We start from the raw sequence: 17926 nt of genomic DNA, 5'->3' as shown, positions 1-17926 counted from the left end.
TCCGTACTGCCGTTATCCGGTTACTATTCACGGAGCCGTAAACAGTTACGTTTTCCGGCAGAAATAATGTATACGGGATTCTGTCCCGTCATCATATGGTAAGCACCCAGTTTCCTGGATTTGGCTGCGGTCAGCTGCACGATCTCCGCATCGGGCAGGAGCCCCTCCTCCAGCGCTTCCATGGCCTCTTTTACCGTCTCCAGAGAGATGGCATTCAGCACGATCCGTACATCAGGGTTCTTCTCCAGTACTCGTCTTAAGATATCTTTTAGATTACCGGAGCTGCCTCCGATAAATACATGGGTCGGCGGCTCCAGCGTCTCGATTGCCTCCGGCGCCGTTCCTTCCACGATCTGCACCTGGTCACAGCAGAACTTCCTGCGGTTTTGGCCGATGAGTTCTACGCCCTCCGGATTTTTCTCGATGGCATACACCCGGATGCTTCCCGACTGGCAGGCTGCTTCCATGCTGACTGACCCGGTTCCAGCGCCTACGTCATAGAGCACGGCATCCTCCGTAAGCGCAAGTTTTGCGAGGCTGACCGCCCGGATTTCCGATTTTGTCATAGGCACCCTGCCGCGGATATACTCTTCATCTTCCAGATGCAGGCAGACCCGCTTATCCGGACTGGGGTTCAGTACATACGCGGCGGCAAGACCGTCAAGATCCTGCGGTTTCAGCTCCTTGCCCCTTTTATGGAGAATCTCCTCCTCTTCATAGGAGAGATGTTTTCCTATGTAAAATTCGGTCTCACCCAGGCCATAATCACGTATCTTCTCACAAATCTCACGGGCGCATTCGATTCCTCCGAACAGCAGAAATGTCTTCTCGTGTTTTGCGATCTCATAAATGAAGTTCTGTTTTCTTCCGTGTATGCTCACAAGAGCAGCGTCTTCCCAGGAAATCCCCAGTCTTGCCGCCAGATACACCGCAGAAGATACTCCCGGTATCGTATAAACCGGATAATCCGCAAGCTCTTCTTTCAGCTTTCTGGCCCCGCTGTAGAAGCCGGGATCTCCGGAAAGCGCCACCGCCGCCTTCCTGTATTCTCCGTGTGCTTTCAGAAAATCGTGGATTTCCTTCGGTTTATAAGAGTGAAATACGGGCTTTCCAAATGACTGCAGGGCGTTAGTCATCCGCTGAGCCCCGATAATGCAGTCGCATTCCCGGAATATCTGTTCCGCCTGTGCGGTCAGGGAGTTTCTGTTTCCCATCCCGATTCCGGTGAGATAAATGATCTGTTTTTCTTTACACATTCCGATATCCTCTGGGAGTCACCATCTTCCCGTTCAGTTCTTTTGTCTGTTCATTTCCGACAAACACGGTGGTAAACATATCAACCTCCGTATCTCTCAGTTCTCCAAGGGTCAGGATCCTGCAGGCTTCCTCTTCTCTCCCGATATTGCGCACGGTGCCGCAGACCGTATCCGGGCTTTTATACTCCAGCATGTAGTCACAGGCCTTCTGCAGGTAGTCCTTACGCTTCCGGCTGGACGGATTATACAGGCAGATCACAAAGTCCGCCATGGCGGCCGCCTTCAGCCTCTTCTCTATCTTTTCCCATGGCGTCAGCAGGTCGCTTAAGCTGATCACTGCAAAATCGTGCATCAGAGGCGCTCCCAGTACCGCGGCGCCGCCATTTGCGGCGGTAATCCCCGGCACAATCTCGATCTCCACATCCGGATACTCCGCTCCTGTCTCGTACATCAGGCCGGCCATGCCATAGATCCCGGCGTCACCGCTGCACACCATCGCCACGTCTCTGCCCCCTGCCGCCTCATCCAGCGCCATCCGGCAGCGCTTTACTTCCTGGGTCATGGGAGTGGTCAGATACGTTTTCTCCGGATATTGCTGTTTAATCAGATCCACATACACCGTATAGCCTACGATGACCTGGCATGTATCCAGCGCCGCCCTTGCCTCCAGTGTCATCTGCCTGTCCGCCCCGGGCCCCAGCCCTACCACATATACCTTACTCATTTGTCTTCCCCTCTCTGCTTGCTTTCCGGAATTCCGTAGTAAAAGACGGATTATAAAGTTCGGATCGGTCATAGCCGCCCTCCAGCACATCCCCGACTACAATCAGCGCCGTCTTGGTAATGCCTTCGCTCTCCGCGGTTTTAGCCAGAGTGTCCACGGTACAGCGGCAGACTTTCTGTTCCGGCCAGGTGGCCTTATACACAATAGCTGCCGGTGTATCCTTCTCATATCCCCCCGCCAGCAGTTCTTTTTCCAGTTCCGCAAGCATTCCCGTGCTCAGGAATATGACCATGGTTGCACGGTGTGCGGCGAAGCTCCTGATGGACTCTTTCTCCGGCACCGGTGTCCTGCCGGCCATTCTGGTAATTACCACGGACTGAGATACCCCGGGAAGGGTATACTCTGCCTCCAGCGCTGCAGCGGCCCCGCAGAATGAACTGACTCCCGGGCAGACTTCATAGTCAATGCCTTCTTGTTTCAGTGCATCCATCTGTTCTTTGATCGCGCCGTACAGACACGGGTCTCCGGTGTGGAGACGCACCACCCTCTTGTGATTTCTCTCTCCCCGGATCATGACGTCCAGCACTTCCTCCAGGGTCATTAACGCACTGTTATGTACCTCACAGCCATCTTTTCTAACCTCCAGCAATGCGGGATTTACAAGGGACCCTGCATATACAATGATGTCAGCCTCCTGCAGATACTTCTGTCCGCGCACGGTAATCAGATCTGCTGCTCCGGCTCCTGCCCCAACAAATGCAATCATTTACTTTTCCTCCTTTAAAATGATCAGTGAATAATAGCTCGCCTCATCCGGAATGTCCTCCGCCTGGAAGTAGATCTTCTCTCCGGGCATCCCGCAGTTCTCCACCATCTGAACCCGTAGCTTCTTCTCTTTCACTGCCTGTTTTACGTAAGGCATCTTTTTTCCGGCCTTCATCAGGACCTTGGTTCCCGGCATCTCCAGGCTTTCCTCGATCCCATAGGAGGCCGGAATAATATGTAATTCGTCCCTGTTTTCCACGAGGCCGGAGTCCATCCTGGCCGCTGCCGCGCAGAAAGAAGTGATGCCGGGCACCAGGCTGGTCTTGCATCCCCGTTCTTTCAAACGCTTGTGGACATAGAGACAGGTGGAGTATACACTGGGGTCCCCCAACGTAATAAACGCCACATTTTTGCCCGAACGCAGAACTTCTTCTGTCTTATCCGCGCATTTGTCATGAATCTCTTTCAGCTGTGTCTTTTCCTTCATCATCGGCATAGGAAGGAACAGCTTTGCTTTACCGGCAATCTCCGGGATCACGGGCAGGACAATCTGCCATGCTATACATTTTTCAAGGTAAACAGGCATTCTGCTCTCAGTGCCTGCCTCCTCGTATACCGCGTCCTTCAACTCCGGGCTTGAAACCGCAATGGCAACGACCTCACATTCTTTTATGGTGTTCACCGCCTTCAGCGTCATCAGCTCCGGATCTCCCGGTCCCACACCTACTGCATACATGATTCCGCAGTTTACTGCGGATCCGCCCGCAGGGCATGAATTACGGGGTGCCCTTTGGGTATACATTGTTCCTTCGCTCATACCTGCTCCCTTCTGATCTGTTCCAATAATTCCTCTGTATTTTTCGTTTTCCCTAGTATCCCTTCCTCTTTGGAAAATACGACCGCCCCGATTGTCAGCTTATCACCTGCGCGCTGCCTCAGATGATATTCAATCCGTCTGATTACCGTCTCCATTACAGGGCGCAGTAACTGTCGTTCTTTCAAATAATCCAGGGCTTCCGTTGTCGTGATACAGTCCATGATTTTCTCTGCATCCGCCGCTGAGGCGCCTGCCATTGCCGCATGGGAGGCGAGCACTTCCATCCGGCAGTCCGCCTGGCGGGAATGGGTGTTCATGACTCCGGCTGCCAGTTTAACCAGTTTGCCCACATGGCCGATCAGCAGAATGCCTTTCATTCCCAGGCTCACCGCATCATCGATGGTCTCGCCGATATAGTTGCTGCATTTTACGGCCAGTCTGCCGTCATATTTTAAAGTCTCTGTCAGAAAATCGCTCCCATAATTGCCTGGCACCACATAACACCAGTCATGCCCGTTTTCCTTCAATACTTTCATTTCCAGAAAAATCGTATCCGTGAGGGCCTTTTCACTCATCGGCTCTACAATCCCGCTTGTGCCCAGCACCGAGATGCCTCCTTCGATCCCCAGTCTGGGGTTAAATGTCTTCGAAGCCAGTTTTCTGCCCTCGGGAACCGTGATTACAATCTCCAGCCCTTTGCTGTAGCCGAACCTCTCTCTCTGTTCCTCGACCGCCCCCAGAATCATCTGCCTGGGAACCCTATTAATTGCAGCCTCTCCGATCTCCTGCTGAAGTCCTTTCTTTGTAACTCTTCCGACCCCTTCTCCGCCATCCAGGCGAAGGGACCCATCCGCAGTCTTTTTCACCTCTGCATAGATATAGATGCCGTCTGTAATATCCGGATCGTCCCCGCTGTCCTTCTGGACGGCACACCGGACCCGGTCCGGGCCAATGTCTATCTGCTCGATGTCCAAGTACAATGTGATGCCTTTCGGAGTCAGTAGGGATACCTGTGTAATGACTTCTTTTGAAAGGAGCATGTACGCGGCGGCTTTGGCTGCCGCAGCCGCACAGCTGCCGGTGGTATATCCCGAGCGCAGCTGCTTTTGATTTTTCCATACTGTCTTTCCCTGCGTCCTGCCCTTTGGCAGCTGTTTTTCCATGGCCTTTCTCCTCTCTCTGTTACATAGCGGCTTCAATATGTTCGATAAAGATATTGCGGATTCCCTTCATCTCGCCCAACCCCCGGATCAGTGCTTTCACTTCATAGCCGGCGTCCTCCAGTTCTGCCTTCCAGGAATCATCCTCCCCTGCCATATCGTTCTTCGCATGGTCACCCGCCACTACCATAAACGGCATCAGCGTCACCTTTCGGATTCCGGAGATTTCCAGTTTCGTCATGACGTTCCTCAGATCAGGAAAGCCTTCTACCGTGCCCACCAGCACCTGATTATATCCCAGTGAGTGGAAGGTATACTCCAGGGTCGGGTATGCTGAATTCGCATGATGGTCTGTGCCGTGTCCCATCAGGATCAGCGCCTCGCCTTCCTCCAGGGTGACCTCCGCCATCATGGCATGAATGGATTTCTTATAGTCATCCACACTGGTAAGAAGCGGATTTCCCACGCGTATCCTGCGGAATCTGTCTGTGTAATCCATCACGTCCCTGAGCATTCTGTCATTCTCAATCCCGTTGATGATATGAGTCGGCTGTACAATGACCTGCTCTATGCCGTCCTCTGCCATCTGTTCCATAGCTTCTTTCACATTCGCTACGAATATATTTTCCTTTTTCTGCAGTTTATTCTTGATCATCTTGCTGGTAAATGCACGATAGATTCTGTAGTCCGGAAATGACTCCCCAACCTGCTTTTCAATTGCCGTTATGTTTTTCTCCAGAGTGTCCAGATGACTCGTCCCGAAGCTCACGACAAGTATTGCCTTCTTACCTGTTATCTTATCCATTTCCTGCTCCCTCTCTTTCCTATTCTCTCTGGTATCGGCCTTCTCCGCCTCTTATGCCCTTGAGGAGACCTCTATATAATGTTCAAGTTCTCTTATATTCACAGGCGGCTTCAGTCCGCTTCCCAGTATCCCTTTTTTCTGAAGCCGTTCAAACAGCTTCAAGACGGCTGGTTCTTCCTGATTGGTCATGGCCAGCGCCTCCTGATCCGTACACACAGTCACGGGATCCGCATGGCGCAGTACTTTTCCTTCATGCATCAGCACGATCTCATCAGCCCAGGACAGTGCGTAATCAATATCGTGCGTAGCCATCAGGATCGTAATCCCTTCTTCCGCCAGCCCATCTACAATCTGATTAACGATCTTTGTATGTTTTGCGTCCAGCGCGGCCGCCGGTTCGTCCAGTATGATGACTTCCGGATGCATCACCAGGATGTCGGCGATGGAAACCTGCTTTTTCTGTCCTCCGCTCAGGGCATGGGCCGGACGGTCCCGGAAGGGTGTTATCTCAAGATGGCCAATCACCTGGTCCACTTCCTGTCTTGCTTTCTCTTCCGTTACACCCATGTTCAGGATTCCAAAGGAAATCTCCTGGTACACGCTTGCCGAAAACAGTTGATTATCCGGATCCTGAAAGACAATGCCGACCCTGCTTCTAAGATCCAGCAATCCCTTTTTAGAGTAATCCACCGGCTTTCCTTCAAATAGAACCATTCCCTTATCCGGTTTATATATCCCATTGCAGCATAGAAAAAAAGTGGACTTTCCGCAGCCGTTTGCACCCATGAATGCCACCTTCTTCCCCCTTTTTATTTTCAGGTTTACCCCGTTTAGGGAGTGTGGGCCGCCTTCTTCATAAGCATAGTGGACATCTCTCGCCTCTATTATGACATCCTGTTCCTCTGTATTCATAAGAATCTCCTCCATATTGTCAGTGCAAGCAGGATTAGTTCAAACACTGCGATTGCAGCGACCTCTTTTTTTCTGGCCGGATGATGTTCCGCAAGTACTCTGATCCTGCCGTCGTAACACCTGGATTCCATCGCATCATACAATGCATTGGATCGCTTAAACGCACGGAGCAGCAGGCCCGCCCCCATCTTCCCGAAGGAACTGACCGAGGTCCGCAGATCTTTGTTGCCCAGCCTGGACTTCTGTGACACCATCATGGCGGAAGCAGTCTCCATAAGCACAAAGATGAACCGGTAGATCAGAAGCATGAGCTCCGTCAATATCTCGGGGCAATGCAGTTTTGCCAGCACGTCCAGAATATCTGTCATCGTCGTATTGAGTGATAAAAAGTACAGGCAGGACACACTCGCCATGGCCGTCGCAATCAGCTGTATCCCGAATAGAAGGGAATGATAACTCCCTGTGATAAAAAAGCTGCCCACTGGAATTGCATAAGCATCCAGTGGGACTTTTGAGATATTGACTATAATCGCAAGTGTACTCAATATCAGGAATGTAAAAGGCACCGCCAGCAGCTTTCCGTATTGTCCCGCTGCTATACGCCCTTTTTTCACGGTCAGGTATGTATTGACTGCAAACACCACGCCTGCAACGATGAGTGAGCGGCTGACCACACAGAACAGCAGAGTTATCATGGAAAATGCAAATTTCTCACCCGCATTTACGTATCTTAATCTGGAGCGATAACAGAGCTTATCTACTACAATCATGCCGCCTTCCTTCCCGGAATCTTATTCCATCTTTTTCTGCCATTTTTTTCTTTCTACGAATCGTCCCATCACAAAAGCGATGATGCCGACCCCGATCCCTGTTTGGATACAAAAGATCAGGCTTTCTACCTCACCCGGCAGTTCGCCGCCCAGTGCGGTCTCCAGCACCGGTGTAAACCACGGAGTGTATTCCCCCTGAATCTCTTCTATCATGACGCTCCCCGCGTCATCAGAACCGCCGAACTCAGCGCCTTTTTTCACAAACAAGGGCACAATTGCAATTAATACAGCTGCGATCAGAAGAATAATAACTGTTTTCATATTTTTACTCATCCTATTTTGCCTCCTTTAAAAATCCAATTGCCTTGAGTTCCGGTTTTGCATAAGATTCCAGGCCGATGACGATGATAACCGTAAGGATGCCTTCGATTACTGCCAGCGGGAGCTGGGTCGGTGCAAATACACCCAGAAATTTAACGGCAGATGCCGCAACACCGCCGGCCTCGGATGGGTAAGCGAGCGCAAGCTGGATGCTGGTCACACAGTATGTAAAGATATCGCCCAGAAAAGCCGCCAGAAAAACGGATACTTTTCGGTTCACATTCATTTTTTTACAGAGCTGAAAGATTCCAAATGACAGAAGCGGTCCCGCTATAGCCATGGAAAATGTGTTTGCCCCCAGTGTTGTCAGTCCGCCGTGTGCCAGCAGAATCGCCTGGAACAAAAGCACGATAATTCCCAGTACGCTGACTGCCGCCGGACCAAATAGGATTGCCCCCAGCCCTGTGCCCGTCATATGGGAACAGCTTCCCGTCACGGAAGGAATCTTCAGGGAAGAAATCACGAAAATAAACGCCCCCGCCATTGCAATCAATGTGATGGTCTTTCTGTTTTCTTTTAATCTTTTTTTCAGGGAAATCAGGCCGGCAACCAGGAACGGGACACAGATAACGCCCCAGGCAATGCAGTATTTAACCGGAAGGTACCCCTCCATAATGTGCATTGCATTCACTGCCGGTGTGACGGCAAACATCAGCGCAAACGCGATGGCTGCCTTGAGTAAGAATTTTTCTTTTTTTGACATGTTTCTCTCTCCTTTTTTGTGATATGTTGTCTCGAAATACCTCCCAGGTATACCACAAAATCGTATGAGATCTGCGGCATAACACCCGGTCATATCCCCGTAACCATTCAGATCCATTTAAAAGCGGGTTTTCTGACTCAGGCATCAACACGGTATTCCGCCTTCCCATGAGAATTCTCACAGTGACATCATGGATACCATTCCACCTATACAGCAACGGGTATTGTGCAGGATTCCCACCTGCTTCCCCTGCGGCCGTCCGCTGCAGATTCTATACTCCACTTGGACAGCTTACTTTTAAATTGTATGCCAGACCTGAACTATATACCGAAAGGGTAACATTCCCCTTTTGGCTGCTTTTTATCGGAGGTATCTCCCCCTAATACTCGATTCCCCGTCTTGCCCGGATCTCCCGGTCAAAGGGGTGTTTGATTTTCCGGATCTCGGAAACATAATCCGCAAGTCCGATCAACTTTTCGTCCGGATTCCGTCCGGTCAGGACGACCTCCAGTTCCTTAGGTTTCTTTTCCAAAAAGGCCAGCGACTTAGCGTGATCAATAAGGCCGTAATGATAAGCAGCCATAAACTCGTCGACCACAAGCATATCATACTCTCCGGATAAAGCCTTTTCACAAACTGTATCCCACAGCCGGGCATAAGTCTCCTGCGCCTCTGCTTTCTCCGCGTCGGACAGCGTGTTGAAGAATCCAAATGATTTGTCCATATGGAGTACCGTAATTCCCTCCACGGCATCCAGAATCTTTAGTTCTCCGGAATCCTCATTCTTCAGAAAACGCGAAAAAAGAACCTTCATACCGCTTCCGGCCGCTCTGACAGCAAGCCCTGTTGCGGCAGTCGTCTTCCCTTTTCCATCTCCACAGTAAATATGTATCAGCCCGTTTTTCATGCACTCACCTCATCCAAAACCTCTTTTATTTTATCATAAATTGTCTGATTATGCAATTTTCACTATCTATCATTGTATATGATTTTCCGTTCTTCCGTTTGTACTTTTTTCTCTTTTTTATGTAATTTTTTAAGGACGGAGGGCAAAGGGGTCAGACCCCTCTGCAGAGGGGTCTGACCCCTTTGCCCTCCGTATTCAGAATATTCTGAATATACTCCTTTATTTCTTCCACACTGTACCCTGATTCTGCAGGCCTTCCAACCACTACAAGCGTTACCCCGGTCTCTCTGGCAGCCTCCAGTTTTTCCTCAAATCCCCCCGCTTTGCCTGATTCCTTAGTCACAAAATAGTCTGCTCCTGTGTATTTCAGCATGGCGGTATTTAATTCTTTTGAGAAGGGCCCCTGCATGGCGATAAGGTGGGAACCCTTGAAGCCAAGCGCCACGCTCTCTTCCACAGACTCTTTTGTCGAAAGAACCCTGGCAAAGCACCGTTCTTTGTAATGATCGATCGCTGTGTACAGCTTTAATTCTTTGCTACCTGTGGAAATAAATATCCGGCCTTCCCGTGTTTTGAGAAACTCTACTGCTTCTGCTACGGAATTTACGATTACCATATTGCGGTAAGAACCGGCGGCGCCGCCTGTCCCGCTTGCGTCCCGCAGACAGCGGATATAACCGGCGCCGCTCCTCTTACAGGCATTTTGTATATTCTCCGTGGCCAGGCGCGCAAAGGGATGAGTGGCATCAATCACAAACCTGATCTGATTCTCCCTGATAAATCCGGAGATCGCCTCTTCGTCCATCCGTCCCGCTGTGACCTGGATATTTTGAATTCCCTCCACACATTCCATTCCGTACTCTGTAGCCGTACTGACGAAGGCCGGCGCAGACAGCGTGCCTAAAAATTCAGCCAGCATTCTTCCTTCTGATGTTCCCGCAAACAGCAGAATACTCATTCTTCCGTTCTTCATATTCCTTTTCCTCCCGCCTCTTCCGCAGACTGTTTATTTCTGATATTAGAGTTTATTTTAAGTAAGCAACTGACATATTCTGGAAATATTCCGGTTGTGTTTGAACCTCTTTCACAGTATAATATATCACATAACAAATTGAAACCACAAACATAAGGGAGCTTTTATATGTTTTTTAATCTAATTGGATTTATTCGGAAAGACTTAGACCTAAAAGAAGCCTATTTTAAAAGTGCGGAAAATGAAATTGCAGAAAAAAATCTGGTTCTTCTTCAGATTTCCAGTCTGCTCAACGCCCTTCTCCTTGTCTTATTTTATATAATAACCCCGTTTATCATTAAAGGCTGGGCAATCACATTACAACATTTTCTCTTTCTTCCGGCTGCACTGGCCTTTTTCATCATCTCTACGGTTTATGCAAAAACAGGCCGCAGAAACAAGCGCGTGATAACCGGCATCTGCCTGGCTTTTGAAGTCACGCTGTTTGCTTTTGTTATTTCTATAGATGTCTTTCCTTACCCGGATGCTCCCAGCTCTTTCCTCCCGCTTTTATATATTGCGTTTCCAGCGCTGTTTATCCTCCGTTTCCGCCAGATGTTCACGATCATGTTTCTGGTCGAGATCGTTTACGCCGTTGCAGTTATACAGATCAAAAATCCGCTGATGGCAGAAAATGACATCTTTAATTCTGTCGTTGCCTTTATCTTTTCGCTGGCAGTTGCCCACGTAATCCTGAAACTCCGCGCCGATGACCACGACATACGCAGCCGTTACAAACGCCTGAGCATGCTGGATTCCCTTACCGGCATTCTAAACAAAAAGTCCTGTGAAAATGCAATTTCCCAGTATCTGAATACAAACACCCCCGTGCATTGCGCCTTGCTATTTCTGGATCTGGACGACTTCAAAAAGATCAATGACACCATCGGCCACTCCGCCGGCGACCGTCTTCTGGAAGAGACCGGAAAATTACTCCACAAAACATTCCACGCCTCAGATATCATCGGCCGTGTCGGCGGAGATGAATTCATGGTACTACTCACAAACTACCAGGATTCAAAGGAGTCTCTGAAAAAGAGGTGCACCACCTTGCAGCGCACTCTCCAGCAGATTATGCAGAACCACGGAGTGCAGGCTACCTGCAGTATAGGCGCACTTCTGGTCAAAGGACAGTCCATCAGCTTCCAAACCGCATACACCCTTGCCGACAAATACCTGTACGAAGCAAAATCATCCGGAAAAAACAACTGTATCGTCCAAAACCTGAACAAAGAATGATCCCAGTAAAGATCTTCATGTGTATGTATACGCTGACTGCTTCAAAAAACCGGTGCCGGATATGTGTGCTCCTTACCCACATATCCGGCACCGGTATTTTAGAAGCAGTCAGTAGTACGGGTACAAATCGCAGCGGCATATTCAGCCCCGGTAACTTTCCTCCATCCCTGACATGGAGCGCCCCCTTCTCACTATCTCATTCCCCCACCCACTCATGGATCTCGCCGCAGGCAATCATTTCGCCGCTGTCCCCGGACGGCTGTGTCTTAAAATCATCCGGGTTCATATGGATGACTACTGTTCTGCCGACCACATCATCCGGGTAAAATCTTCCGGTATACACCGCACTGCAGGCTGCACCGTGTGTAGACAGCAGAGGCGGCAGATCACCGGCATGTTCCGGGTGTTCCGTATGTTCGGGATTAAAATGTCCATCGGCATCTGCAAAAGGCTCCTCTGCATTCCCGGAACATTGTTTTCCCTCATGAATGTGGAAGGCAAAAAATCTGCTCATATCCGGCGCATTTTCATCCGGCAGCCCGTATACCTCCGCCATCACGATCGTCCCTCCGTATACTTCATAGAAATAAACCATTCCATGGATCTCCGGGTATTTATCCGATCCTTTTATCTTTGCAGAAGCTTCCGGCATTCCGTTTAATTTTTCAACCATATCATCATCCTCCTCTGCTCAGTATATGCAGCATCTCGGAGGATGTTCATGCTTTGCGTAAACAAAAATCACAGCGCCTATTCAAAATACATATAGTCCATATAAAATTCGTTAAAATGTTTGTCATTGGAGAGCTGTACTTCCGATGAACTCTCCAGAATACGCTGCACGCGCTCTGTGCAGTCGCTGCTTAACAGGTATGTCCGGGTTCCTTTCAGACAGCTGTTTCCTACCGCCTCAATCTTATCCTGGCATTCTTCCGGAAGCAGTCCGATTCCCACGGCTTTTACGATATCCATCTTATATCCAAAGCCGCCTGCAATATAAATAGCCTCTATATCTTCATAGGATGCACCGAAGTTCAGGATTAATGTCTCAAGCCCGGCACGTACTGCGGATTTGGCAAGCTGTATTTCCCTTACATCCTTCTGGAAAAATGAGATCTCCGTACCATCGCTGCCGACCGCAAGCGGAAAGCCGTCGTCGAAATAATCTTCTTCCATAAGCCCCGTCTCATCCACAAGCTCGGCCTTTACCAGCTCATATACCATATCGATCACCCCGGTGCCGCAGATTCCAACCGGTTTGCCATCCTGGATCGTCCCGGTAACTGCATGGCCGTCCTTCAGTTCAACTTTGCAGATCGCTCCCGGCACACTTCCCGTCCCAAAGGTAATATTGCCGCCCTCGAATGCAGGGCCCGCTGCCGTTGAAGTCGTCAATATCCTGTCCTTATTGCCGATCGCCATCTCCCCATTGGTTCCCAGATCCACAAGGACAGACACCTTTTCTCTCTTGTCAAAATCCAGAGAATACAGGCCCGCCACAATATCGCCGCCCACATAAGTAGAGATTCCGGGGAAAATCACTACCTCAAAGTCCCTGTCTGCCTGCTCAAACAGTTCTCCGTACGTTGTATGTATGGTATCTATGTTAACTGGCGTGAAAGGAAATACGCCCAGCGTTTCACAAGAGTACCCCATCAGCAGGTGTACCATGGTCGTATTGGCTCCGATCACCATCTTCTCCACCCGGATCTTCCCATTTTCTGTCAGGCTCTCTATTCCCTGCATGAGGTCAGTCTGGATACTTTTTCTCAGAGCCTCTCTTTTACCTCCGTTGGAGGCTTCAATCCTGCTGATTACATCCGCACCGTACGCCCTCTGCCTGTTGATTGTAGTGAAAACGTCTTCTGCTTCCTGTGTCTCCATGTTGATCAGCTGCATGGCGATCGTCGTCGTTCCGATGTCCACAGCAATTCCATACCGGCCTCCGGTCTTAGCACTGCTCTTCGCTGCTTTTCCCGCTGTCTGCTCCTCATCCGCCAGAACCGCAAATTCTTCTTCCTTATGCAGCCCGACAGCAATCACGCAGTCATCCTCAGGATAGGCCTTGCATGCCAGGCGGTATCCCTCCTGCAGCTGCTCCCCGCTGAAGAACTTCCTGTCCTGCTCTGAAGGCGCAATGTCCCCCTCAAGGACCTGTATCCCGCATTTACCGCAGGTTCCCCTGCCCGCACAGACTGCCGGCAGGAAGATTCCCTGTTCCTGGAGAAGTTCCATCAGAGAATGTCCCTTTCTGCCCTCCAGTACTCTAAGGTCGTCTCCGTCATGAAGCGTGATTATGTAATCCGAGACATTTCTAAGGCTGCAGCCGACATTCGGACAGCTCGCACAGTTATGATGAATGCGGAACATATCCGAATGATCCGCCGTCAGGTAAACCTGGCAAGTCGTCTTGACCGGATCATACATACAGCTGTCCAGTACATGAATCCCCGCACTGTTTTCTCTTCCCGTCACTTCCAGCGCCTTTTTCTGGACCTCCATCGGAATATCCTGAGGCGCCTCCAGGCGGTGGGAAACACCACATTTTTTCTCCCTGCACATAGCGATGATATAGGGCTGTAGCTGATGGTCCATCTGGAAAAGGTAGTCATCCGCAATGGCATCCGCCAGCATACCGCCAAGATAATCCCCCTCATTGAACAGCTGGGTGGACCACTGGCTCAGCTGAGCGCCCACCGAGGTTACACAGTAAAGCGCCTGGCGGATTCCCTCTCCGTACCTGCTGAGGTCAAATTCCTCCACATCACCGAATTCCAGCAGTGCGATTGGTTCTATTTTTTTATATGCCTCCGGAAGCATTTCCTCATATTCTTCCACTACATCCTCGTAGGTAGCGCTGTCTTCATAACAGTCTATCAGGGCAAATACATTCTCTCTGCATATCTCTATATTAAATTCCGTTATTTTCATATTCTTATCCTCTCTCAACTGCCGGAAATCTTAGCTCTGCCCCAGCAGTTTTGACAACCATATACATACTTGCCCAAAACCACGGACAAATATCTGTCTTTCATTCATTTTCCAGTATAAAAAGAAAAACTCCTTGTAAAAAGAGTTCGCTGCTGACACACTTTATATAATTCAAACGGAATCCTGTTTCCCACCCAAAACAGGTCCATAGGGATATGTAAGTATCCTGGCTCACGTTTCATCCTTGGAATGCCTTCTCATCCTGACGGACAATGGCTGTTATTCTTCGTCCACGTTTACAGTAGGGGTAAGCCTGCACCGGATTTACACCGGTTTCCTTCACTTGATGCTCTTTGTCACTACAATCCGCACTTTTTTCCAAAAGAGCGCTTATTTCTCCAAAACTGCTTTTTTCGCAACTTCTGCTGCTGTTGCTGCATCTGGTGTATAGTAGTCTGCACCAATCTGCTCTGCAAAGCTGTCATTAACCGGAGCGCCGCCGACCATAACGATATACTTGTCGCGAAGTCCCTTTTCGTTCAGCTGGTCAATGCAGTCCTGCATCTTCGGCATGGTTGTTGTAAGAAGAGCTGACATACAGATCACGTCTGCGCCTACTTCTTCAGCCTTGTCAATAAATACAGCCGGTTCCACATCTACACCGATGTCATGGATCTCAAATCCAGCTCCCTTAAGCATCATTACGACAAGGTTCTTGCCGATATCATGAAGGTCTCCCTGTACTGTACCGATTACAGCTTTTCCAACCGGCTCATTTCCTACCTCAACCAGTTTTGGCTCCAGGACTGTAAGACCTGCATTCATAGCTCTTGCAGCTACCAGAACTTCCGGTACGAATACTTCGTTGTTCTTAAACTTTGCACCGATGATCATCATTCCTGATAAAAGACCTTCATTCAGAATCTCTTTTGGATCGAGCCCTTCATCCAGGGCCTCCTGTACCAGTGCCTTTACGTTCTTTGCCCTTCCTTTTTGAAGGAATTCTGAAATTTCCTGAATCTTTGACATTTTACATACCTCCATCATTCATTAAGCGTGTCTGCTTTAGATATTATTTTACAATATCTGCTGCTCTGTTTTTAGTAATTTTTTTTGGAACTCTTTGTACAAATATCTCTTTTTTTGTTTACTTTTTCAGTTCTGCGGCAATCTCAGGATACCATTCCATGGCTTTCTTTAAAGATTTTTTGACGGGCAGGCCGTTTCCGGAGAGAATCACCAGATCATTGACGTGTTCCGGCTTCCCTTCAAACCTTTCCGCCTGATAGATACTGCCCACGCAGTTCACAAGATAAATCTCCCCCTGCACTTCAACAAATCCTTTGACGCGGTAAGTATCATCCAGAAACATTTCAATGAATTTCTGAAGTTTTTTCAGTTCCAGTCCCGGATTCAAACGGAGCAGGTATTTTTTCAGGGTAATATCCGCGCTCTGTATCACAGGCTCTTCCGTCTGGTTATCCCAAGGAGCGGCAGAATTCAGCCAGCCGCTTTCGATCCGGCCGAATGTGGTCGTATGGACAGGGACCTCCGGGCGGTGTTTTCTGATAATGCCCTTTATTTCCTCAATCTGTTCTTTGGACGCCAGATCCGTTTTATTGATCAGCACAAGATCACTGACTGCCAGCTGCTTCTTTACCACGACTGCCGTCTCATAAACCTTCAGAAACTGTCTGGCATCAACCAGGCAGATGCTTCCCATGTATTCCACTTCTGAGAATTTACCTTCCTGATGCAGAATTTTTCTCACATTCATAGGATTGGAGAGACCGGAAGCCTCCACAATGATCATGTCCGGTTTTTCCGAAAGGGCTTTTTCAAGCACTTCCTCGAATTTATCCAGCCTGCATGAACAGAATATGGAACCGTTGTTGATCTCATCCATCGCCGTTCCCAGTTCTCTCAAAAGCTCCCCGTCCACGCCTTCCTTTCCGAATTCATTGATAATCAAATGCAGCCGGTAGTCTGACAATTCGTTTATAAAATTTTTTAAAAAAGTAGTTTTACCGGCTCCTAAGAAGCCGGTAATTAAATACAGTTTACTCATTATTTCAAACCTCATTCTGCAGTTTACTGCGAACCGCCCGTTAGGGCCTGAATTACGGTGTGCCCTTAGGGCATAACAGCCTTGATTGCTGCCTCCAATTCTTCCTTTGCAGGTACAAGAGAACGGAATTTTAATTCGCCGTTGATATACATAGACGGAAGGTTCGGAACTCCCATTTTCTTGCAGCGTGCAATGTTCTCCTTGATCGTAAACTTATACTCGATCATATCAATTGCGTCACCGAATGTCTCCTTTGCTTCATTGGCAGCGCCCATCATATACGTACATGCCGCACATGTTGCGGAATCCAGTGTAAATACTTCCACCAGCGGTTTCTCCAGATGCTCGTAATCCGGCAGTTCCACATCAATGTCCTCGTCTGCAGCCACATAGTTTTTCAGGATTTCTCTTACAGAGTCCGGCTCGTGGATTGCCTGTACTACACCGATTGTGTTCTCAACTGGAACAGCATACGGCATATCACAGCCCGGAGCAAGGATAAAGTTTTTCTTGTTCGGCATATTGTCCAGAAGGTCGATCACGAACTTCATATTATCCTGCTGTGTACCGTGCAGCATAACCGTTGTCAGCGGGATATTTCCGCCAAGCGCCACGTTGTACTTATCCGTGATCGCCTTTGCTGCAAGCAGGTCTACGTTCTCATCGATAGAGATGGAATCCGGGCCTGTCTGGCACATTACCTCGATGTTCCTTGTCGCATCGCCGCATACAAAGAAGGAAGACAGTGCGCCCAGTTCTCTGATATGGTCAAACAGCTTCTTGAACGGCGCACTCATGAACATCTCAAAATGGTCGGAAGAAATCTGGGAAATCAGCGGGTCCACTACTGCGATCACATCCATACCTGCTTCTATATAATATTCGGCCATCTTCATAGCGATCGCATCACAGTATTCCAGGAATTCAATCACTGCATCCTCATCGTCGTACATATCCATGAAAATGTCATTGCCGCGCAGATGTGTTGCCAATGTAAAAGGTCCGCAGATCAGGCCGTATAATGCAGTTGTGTCGCCGACCGCTTCTTTCATACGCTTCATGACGTCCATGATCATCGGAATACGACCGGATTCTTTTGTCGGAATCGTGCAGTAGCAGGGTGTTTCCAGTTCCTCTTCTCCTTCCATCGGATGGCTGGCTACAGACGGCGGAGCGTCGTCTGCCCACACCAGATTACATCCCAGGCATTCCGCCTCAACCTGCAGGTCAAAGATAACTGGCTGTCCCGCCGGTTTATACAGCTTATTCACTTCCATCAGAGATTCAAACAGTTTGTCTCCGTCCTGGAGCACTTCCGTAGCTGTATAGCCCAGAAGGCTGCCCGCATGCACGCCTGCAAATGGTACCCATGCCACCTGGTCTGTCTCCTCATGGTGCAGTGTTTTGATAAGAATTTCTTTCTGATTCATTTTGTTTCCTCACTTTCTTTTTACTATAATTCTAATAAATCTATTA

The 17926-nt window shown here is 49.1% G+C and carries 18 protein-coding genes and 2 riboswitches; of the genes, 1 reads left to right on the top strand and 17 read right to left on the bottom strand.

Going from position 1 to position 17926, the window contains the following annotated elements; genetic code table 11:
• Window positions 1-23: 23 nt before the first annotated feature.
• The 12 genes from BN1938_RS06530 to cobK all read right to left on the bottom strand — a co-directional run bounded on the left by BN1938_RS06530 (window position 24) and on the right by cobK (window position 10173).
• Entirely contained in the window at window positions 24-1256 is a 1233-nt protein-coding gene (locus tag BN1938_RS06530) for a bifunctional cobalt-precorrin-7 (C(5))-methyltransferase/cobalt-precorrin-6B (C(15))-methyltransferase (RefSeq protein ID WP_050639826.1), read from the bottom strand.
• The gene (cobJ, locus tag BN1938_RS06525) at window positions 1249-1980 is read right to left on the bottom strand and encodes a precorrin-3B C(17)-methyltransferase (protein WP_050639825.1); all 732 of its coding nucleotides are present in this window, start codon (window positions 1978-1980) and stop codon (window positions 1249-1251) included. The genes BN1938_RS06530 and cobJ overlap by 8 nt, the downstream gene beginning before the upstream one ends.
• Window positions 1973-2746, bottom strand: coding sequence for a precorrin-4 C(11)-methyltransferase (cobM, locus tag BN1938_RS06520; RefSeq protein WP_050639824.1), 774 nt, complete (start codon window positions 2744-2746; stop codon window positions 1973-1975). Before cobM ends, cobJ begins: the two co-directional genes overlap by 8 nt.
• Complete coding sequence (cobI, locus tag BN1938_RS06515; RefSeq protein WP_330581546.1) at window positions 2747-3562, bottom strand: precorrin-2 C(20)-methyltransferase; 816 nt, start codon at window positions 3560-3562, stop codon at window positions 2747-2749. It abuts the gene before it with no gap.
• On the bottom strand, window positions 3559-4725 hold the full coding sequence (gene cbiD, locus BN1938_RS06510) for a cobalt-precorrin-5B (C(1))-methyltransferase CbiD (RefSeq protein WP_050639823.1): 1167 nt from the start codon (window positions 4723-4725) through the stop codon (window positions 3559-3561). The genes cobI and cbiD overlap by 4 nt, the downstream gene beginning before the upstream one ends.
• Before the next feature lie 19 nt (window positions 4726-4744).
• Window positions 4745-5527: a sirohydrochlorin cobaltochelatase gene (locus tag BN1938_RS06505; RefSeq protein ID WP_050639822.1), complete on the bottom strand. Its 783-nt coding sequence runs from the start codon at window positions 5525-5527 to the stop codon at window positions 4745-4747.
• A 51-nt stretch (window positions 5528-5578) separates the two neighbouring features.
• Complete coding sequence (locus BN1938_RS06500; RefSeq protein ID WP_050639821.1) at window positions 5579-6439, bottom strand: energy-coupling factor ABC transporter ATP-binding protein; 861 nt, start codon at window positions 6437-6439, stop codon at window positions 5579-5581.
• Window positions 6436-7209, bottom strand: coding sequence for a cobalt ECF transporter T component CbiQ (gene cbiQ, locus BN1938_RS06495; protein WP_050639820.1), 774 nt, complete (start codon window positions 7207-7209; stop codon window positions 6436-6438). Before cbiQ ends, BN1938_RS06500 begins: the two co-directional genes overlap by 4 nt.
• A 21-nt stretch (window positions 7210-7230) precedes the next feature.
• Entirely contained in the window at window positions 7231-7542 is a 312-nt protein-coding gene (locus BN1938_RS06490; protein ID WP_050639819.1) for an energy-coupling factor ABC transporter substrate-binding protein, read from the bottom strand.
• A gap of 1 nt (window position 7543) precedes the next feature.
• Window positions 7544-8293: an energy-coupling factor ABC transporter permease gene (locus BN1938_RS06485; RefSeq protein WP_025657094.1), complete on the bottom strand. Its 750-nt coding sequence runs from the start codon at window positions 8291-8293 to the stop codon at window positions 7544-7546.
• Window positions 8294-8397: 104 nt separating this feature from the next.
• Window positions 8398-8594, bottom strand: a riboswitch (cobalamin riboswitch).
• A gap of 78 nt (window positions 8595-8672) precedes the next feature.
• Complete coding sequence (locus BN1938_RS06480; protein ID WP_050639818.1) at window positions 8673-9200, bottom strand: cob(I)yrinic acid a,c-diamide adenosyltransferase; 528 nt, start codon at window positions 9198-9200, stop codon at window positions 8673-8675.
• A gap of 151 nt (window positions 9201-9351) precedes the next feature.
• On the bottom strand, window positions 9352-10173 hold the full coding sequence (cobK, locus tag BN1938_RS06475) for a precorrin-6A reductase (protein WP_050639817.1): 822 nt from the start codon (window positions 10171-10173) through the stop codon (window positions 9352-9354).
• 168 nt (window positions 10174-10341) lie between these two features.
• On the opposite strand from cobK, the gene BN1938_RS06470 reads away from it, so the two are divergent.
• Window positions 10342-11451 (top strand): GGDEF domain-containing protein, encoded by a 1110-nt coding sequence (locus BN1938_RS06470; RefSeq protein ID WP_050639816.1) that lies wholly within the window; start codon window positions 10342-10344, stop codon window positions 11449-11451.
• A gap of 196 nt (window positions 11452-11647) precedes the next feature.
• Here BN1938_RS06470 and BN1938_RS06465 read toward each other — a convergent pair whose 3' ends face one another.
• From BN1938_RS06465 to BN1938_RS06445, 5 genes are all read right to left on the bottom strand, one after another.
• On the bottom strand, window positions 11648-12124 hold the full coding sequence (locus BN1938_RS06465) for a superoxide dismutase family protein (RefSeq protein WP_050639815.1): 477 nt from the start codon (window positions 12122-12124) through the stop codon (window positions 11648-11650).
• Window positions 12125-12201: 77 nt separating this feature from the next.
• On the bottom strand, window positions 12202-14382 hold the full coding sequence (locus BN1938_RS06460; RefSeq protein ID WP_050639814.1) for an ASKHA domain-containing protein: 2181 nt from the start codon (window positions 14380-14382) through the stop codon (window positions 12202-12204).
• A 198-nt stretch (window positions 14383-14580) separates the two neighbouring features.
• A riboswitch (cobalamin riboswitch) is annotated at window positions 14581-14764 on the bottom strand.
• Between the two features lie 8 nt (window positions 14765-14772).
• Complete coding sequence (locus tag BN1938_RS06455) at window positions 14773-15411, bottom strand: corrinoid protein (protein ID WP_025657088.1); 639 nt, start codon at window positions 15409-15411, stop codon at window positions 14773-14775.
• 118 nt (window positions 15412-15529) lie between these two features.
• Window positions 15530-16450 (bottom strand): CobW family GTP-binding protein, encoded by a 921-nt coding sequence (locus BN1938_RS06450; RefSeq protein WP_050639813.1) that lies wholly within the window; start codon window positions 16448-16450, stop codon window positions 15530-15532.
• 65 nt (window positions 16451-16515) lie between these two features.
• Window positions 16516-17880 carry a uroporphyrinogen decarboxylase family protein gene (locus BN1938_RS06445; RefSeq protein ID WP_050639812.1) on the bottom strand — a complete coding sequence of 455 codons (1365 nt, stop codon included), beginning with the start codon at window positions 17878-17880 and terminating at the stop codon, window positions 16516-16518.
• Window positions 17881-17926 lie beyond the last annotated feature (46 nt).

This window comes from Eubacterium sp. SB2, assembly GCF_001244405.1.
GTDB lineage: Bacteria > Bacillota > Clostridia > Lachnospirales > Lachnospiraceae > Faecalicatena > Faecalicatena contortus_B.
Note: the sequence above shows the minus strand (reverse complement) of the source record. Positions and strands in the feature narration are given on the sequence as shown.